At 75.3% G+C, this 5277-nt stretch carries 1 protein-coding gene; it reads left to right on the top strand.

Features of this window, described 5'->3' with window-relative positions; all coding sequences use genetic code 11:
- A partial coding sequence (locus tag H5J30_RS16570; RefSeq protein WP_181788199.1) for a type I polyketide synthase occupies positions 1–5277 on the top strand: 5277 nt, incomplete at both ends.

Here is a 5277-nt window from a genome sequence, read left to right as displayed (position 1 = left end):
GATCGACGCCACCGCCGCGGCCCGCCCGCTGACGGCCGTCGTGCACGCCGCCGGGGTGCTCGACGACGCCCTGATCACCAACCTCACCCCGGAGCGCCTGGACGCGGTCCTCGCCGCCAAGGCCGACTCGGCGCTCGCGCTCCACCGCGCCACCGCCGACCTGCCCGACCTCCCGGCGCTCGTCCTCTTCTCCTCCACCACCGCCACGCTCGGCGCCCCCGGCCAGGCGAACTACGCCGCCGCCAACGCCTTCCTCGACGCACTCGCCCACCACCGGCCCCGTACCCGCTCGATCGGCTGGGGGCTGTGGGCGGAAGCCAGCGGCATGACACGGCACCTCGGCGACGCCGGGATCCGGCGCATGGCCCGTACCGGCGTCACGCCCCTCGGCAGCGACCACGCGCTCGCCCTCTTCGACGCGGCCACGGCCGCCGCGGACACCGACGCCCCGCCGCACCTCATCGCCGCCCGGCTCGGCCTCGGCGCCTTCGGCGACCGCGGCGGCGACGGCGAGGTACCGGCCGTGCTGCGGGACCTGGTCCGGCCGCCCGCCCGCCGGCCCGCCGCGGCCCCGGCCGCGGACGGCGACACTCCCGCCTCGCGCTGGGCGGCCATGCCGCCGGCCGAGCGGGAGCGCGAGGCGCTGCTGCTCGTACGGGAACAGGCGGCGGCCGTCCTCGGCCACGGCTCGGCGGAGCCGATCGAGCCGGGCCAGACGTTCAAGAGCCTCGGCTTCGACTCGCTGACCGCCGTGCAACTGCGCAACCGCCTCGCCGACGCCGTCGGCCGGCGGCTGCCGACGACCCTCGCCTTCGACTACCCGACGCCGCACGCCCTCACCGCCTTCCTGCTCGGCGACGACACCGCGGGCCCCGGCTCCGACGCCACGCCCCCGCCGGCCGGCGGCGGGGCCGCCGCCGACGACCCGGTCGTCATCGTCGGCATGGCCTGCCGCTACCCGGGCGGCGTCGCCTCGCCCGAGGACCTGTGGCGGCTGGTGACCGAAGGGCGGGAGGGCCTGGGCCCGTTCCCCACCGACCGGGGCTGGGACCTCGACGGGCTGTTCCACCCCGACCGGGACCGGCCGGGCACCTCGCACACCCGGGCGGGGCACTTCCTCTACGGGGCCGGGGACTTCGACCCCGGGCTCTTCGGGCTGTCGCGGCGCGAGGCGCTGGCGATGGACCCGCAGCAGCGGCTGCTGCTGGAGACGAGCTGGGAGGCGTTCGAACGGGCGGGCATCGACCCGGCCGCGCTGCGCGGCAGCCGCACCGGCGTCTTCACGGGCCTGATGTACCACGACTACGCGGTCGGCGTGGACGCCGGCGCCGAGGGCGTCGAGGGCCATGTGCTGACCGGGACGCAGGCGAGCGTGGCGTCGGGGCGGGTGTCGTACGCGTTCGGGCTGGAAGGTCCTGCGGTGACGGTGGATACGGCGTGTTCTTCGTCGCTGGTGGCGCTGCATTTGGCGGCGCAGTCGCTGCGTACGGGTGAGTGCGAGATGGCGCTCGCCGGCGGGGTGACGGTGATGGCGAGCCCGGGGACATTTGTGGAGTTCAGTCGGCAGCGGGGGTTGTCGGCGGACGGCCGGTGCAAGTCGTTCGCGGCGGGTGCGGACGGTACGGGCTGGGCCGAGGGCGTCGGCGTACTGGTCCTGGAACGGCTGTCGGTGGCGCGCCGGAAGGGCCACCGGGTGCTGGCGGTCGTACGCGGCTCTGCGGTGAATCAGGACGGTGCGAGCAACGGTCTGACGGCGCCCAACGGGCCTTCCCAGCAGCGCGTGATCCGCGCGGCCCTCGACAGCGCCGGGCTGGGCCTGGCTGACGTCGATGCCGTGGAGGCGCACGGTACGGGGACGACGCTGGGTGACCCGATCGAGGCCGAGGCGCTGCTTGCGACGTACGGCCGGGGGCGTAGCGAGGACCGGCCGCTGTGGCTGGGGTCGATCAAGTCGAACATCGGGCACGCGCAGGCGGCGGCGGGTGTGGCGGGGATCATCAAGATGGTCCAGGCGATGCGGCATGGGGAGTTGCCCGCGACGCTGCATGTGGACGAGCCGACGCCGCATGTGGATTGGGCGGCCGGGGGCGTATCGCTCCTGACCGATGCCCGCGCGTGGCCGGAGGTGGACAGGCCGCGGCGGGCGGCGGTCTCGTCGTTCGGCGTCAGCGGCACCAACGCGCACGTCATCCTCGAACAGCCCGAGCCGGAGCCCGAACTCCCGGCGGCGGCAGCGGCGGGACCCGTGGGGGTGCCGCTGTCCGCGCAGGGAGACGCGGCGCTGCGCGCGTACGCCGGGACGGTGCGCGGGCATCTCGTGGAGCACCCCGAGCTGGAGCCCGAAGCGGTGGCGGCGGCGTTGCGGACGCGGGCGCGGTTGTCCCGGCACGCGGTGGTCGTCGGGGAGGGGCGGCAGGAACTGCTGGCGGGGCTGGAGGCGTTGGCGGACGGCGTACCGCATCCGGGTGTGGTGACCGGGCGGGGAGTGCCCGGCGGGACGGTGTTCGTCTACCCGGGGCAGGGGTCGCAGTGGGTGGGCATGGGTGCCCGCTTGTTCGCCGAGTCGCCGGTGTTCGCGGAGGCACTCAAGGAGTGCGCGCGGGCGCTGGCCCCGTACGCGGATTTCGATCTGCTCGACGTGCTGACCGGCAACGATCCGGCTGCGCTGGAGCCGGTGGAGGTCGTCCAACCTGCGCTGTGGGCGGTGATGGTGGCGCTGACCCGCTGGTGGGAGCACCACGGGGTTCGCCCCGATGCGGTCATCGGACACTCCCAGGGTGAGATCGCTGCCGCGCATGTCGCGGGGGCGTTGAGTCTGGAGGACGCGGCGCGGGTGGTCGCCCAGCGGTCCCAGGCACTCACAGCTTTGGCGGGTACGGGCGGGATGCTGTCCGTAGCGCTGGACGAGGGCGGTGCCGACGCGCTGTTCAAGGACTGCGGTGTCTCGGGAGACGTGTCGGTCGCGGCGGTCAACGGACCCGCTGCCGTGGTCGTCGCAGGCCCCGCGGCGGCGCTGGACGCGGTGCAGGAGCACTGCGTACGGAACGACGTCCGCCACCGCCGTATCCCGGTGACGTACGCCTCGCACACCCCGCTGGTCCAACCGCTGGAAGCGGATCTGGAGGCGCGTCTCGCGGGCATCGAACCCCGGGCCGCCGACATCCCGTTCTACTCCACCGTCACCGCAGGACCGGTCGACACCACCACTCTCACCCCGGACTACTGGTTCACCAACCTGCGTTCGCCGGTCCGCTTCCATCAGACGGTTCAGGCGCTCCTCGCCGACGGCTACGGGCACTTCCTCGAACCCAGCCCTCACCCCGGTCTCCTCACCGCCGTCGAAGACACCATCGACCAGGCCGACGCGGACGCCGTCACCCACGCCACCCTCCACCGCGACGACGACACCCCCCACCGCCTCGCCCTCGCACTCGCCCACACCCACGCCCACGGCCTCGACGCCGCCCCCGACACCACCGCCCCACCCGCCGACCTCCCCACCTACCCCTTCCAGCACGAACACCTCTGGCTCGCCGCGCCCCTCGCCACCAGGTCGACGCACGACACGCTCAACTCCTGGCGCTACACCGTCACCTGGCGCCCCCACACACCGCTCGCCGCCCCGCCCGCGCTCACCGGCACCTGGCTGCTCCTCCCCCCGCCCGAGGCATCCGCGCCCGCCGCCCTGGTCGCGGCCCTCGAAGCCGCCGGTGCCGCCGTCACCACCGACCCCCAACACCCCGCCGCCGTCGGCATCCTCAATCTCGACCCCGACCCCGCGGCCCTCCTGACCCGTCTCCACGACCGGCAGCGGCACCCCGCCGCCCCCCTGTGGACGGTCACCACCCACGCCGTACGGGCCACGCCCCAGGACCCGCCCCCCGACCCCGACCACGCCCAGACCTGGGGTCTCGGGCGGGTCGCCGCGCTCGAACACCCCGAGCACGTCGCAGGGCTCGTCGACCTCCCCGCCGACGCAAGGCCCCACCACTACACCCATCTCGTCCAGCACCTGGCCGGACGGACCGACCCCGACCACGAACCCCACCTCGCCATCCGCGACGGCGGCGGCCACGTGCCCCGCCTGACCCGCGCCCCGCTCACCGCCCCGCCGCCCGGGGCCGGTTACCGCCCCCGCCACGCCACCCTCGTCACCGGCGGCACCGGTGCCCTCGGCCCGCACATCGCGCGGTGGCTGGTCGGTGCCGGTGCGGAGCACCTCGTGCTCGTCAGCCGCCGCGACGGGACGGCCGACGGCGTCGCGGAGTGGGTGGCCGGGATCGAGGAGGAGGGCGCGCGGGTCACCGTCGCCGCCTGCGACGTGGGCGACCGGGACGCGGTCGCGGACCTCGTACGCCGCCTCGACGCGGACGGCGTCCGGGTCGGGACGGTGATCCACGCGGCGGCGGCGATGCGGCTCGGCTCGCTGGACGCGCTGACCGTCGAGGAGTTCCACGAGGTCGTCGCGGCCAAGGTCGCGGGCGCGCGGCATCTGGACGAGCTGCTGGCGCACCATCCGGTGGAGGCGTTCGTGCTCTTCTCGTCCATCGCCGGCGTGTGGGGCAGCGGTGACCACGGGGCGTACGCCGCGGCCAACACCTGGCTGGACGCGTTCGCCGAGCAGCGCCGCGCGCGAGGGCTGCCCGCCACCTCCGTGGCCTGGGGCGTGTGGGGCAGCAACACGCTGCCCGACGCGGTCGATCCGGAGTTCCTGCGCAGGCAGGGGCTGCCGCTGCTCGACCCGGAGACGGCGCTCGCCGGGCTGGGGCAGGCGCTCGACCACGACGAGACGTTCGTGGCCCTCGCGGACGTCGACTGGGAACGGTTCCTGCCCGTCTTCACCTCCGCCCGGCCGAGCCCGCTGCTCGCGGAGATCGCCGCGGAACAGCGGCCGGCGAAGGAGCAGGAGGCGGCCGGGCCCGTACGCGAAGGGTCGCCGCTCGCGCAGCGGCTGGCCGGTCTTGCGCCCGAGGAGCGCGAGAAGGAGCTGCTGGCGGTCGTCCACAGCTGTCTGGCCGCCGTCCTCGGACAGCGGCCCGGCGCCGCGGAGCAGGCGGACCTCACCGACAAGACGCCGTTCCGGCAGCGCGGCATGGACTCGCTGCTGGCCGTCGAGCTGCGCAACCGGCTCGGTGAGGCGACCGGCCTGCGGCTGCCCGCCACCCTGGTCTTCGAGCACCCCCACCCGCTGGCCGTCGCCCGCTTCCTCGGCGGGGAACTCGCGGCGGAACCCGCCGGGGATCCCGCCGCCCGGCCCGCCGCCGCCGTACGCGCCGA

Source organism: Streptomyces phytophilus, from assembly GCF_013870535.1.
GTDB classification, from domain to species: Bacteria; Actinomycetota; Actinomycetes; order Streptomycetales; family Streptomycetaceae; genus Streptomyces; species Streptomyces phytophilus.
The sequence above is the reverse complement of the archived record's forward strand: the minus strand, read 5'-3'. Positions and strand labels throughout refer to the sequence as shown.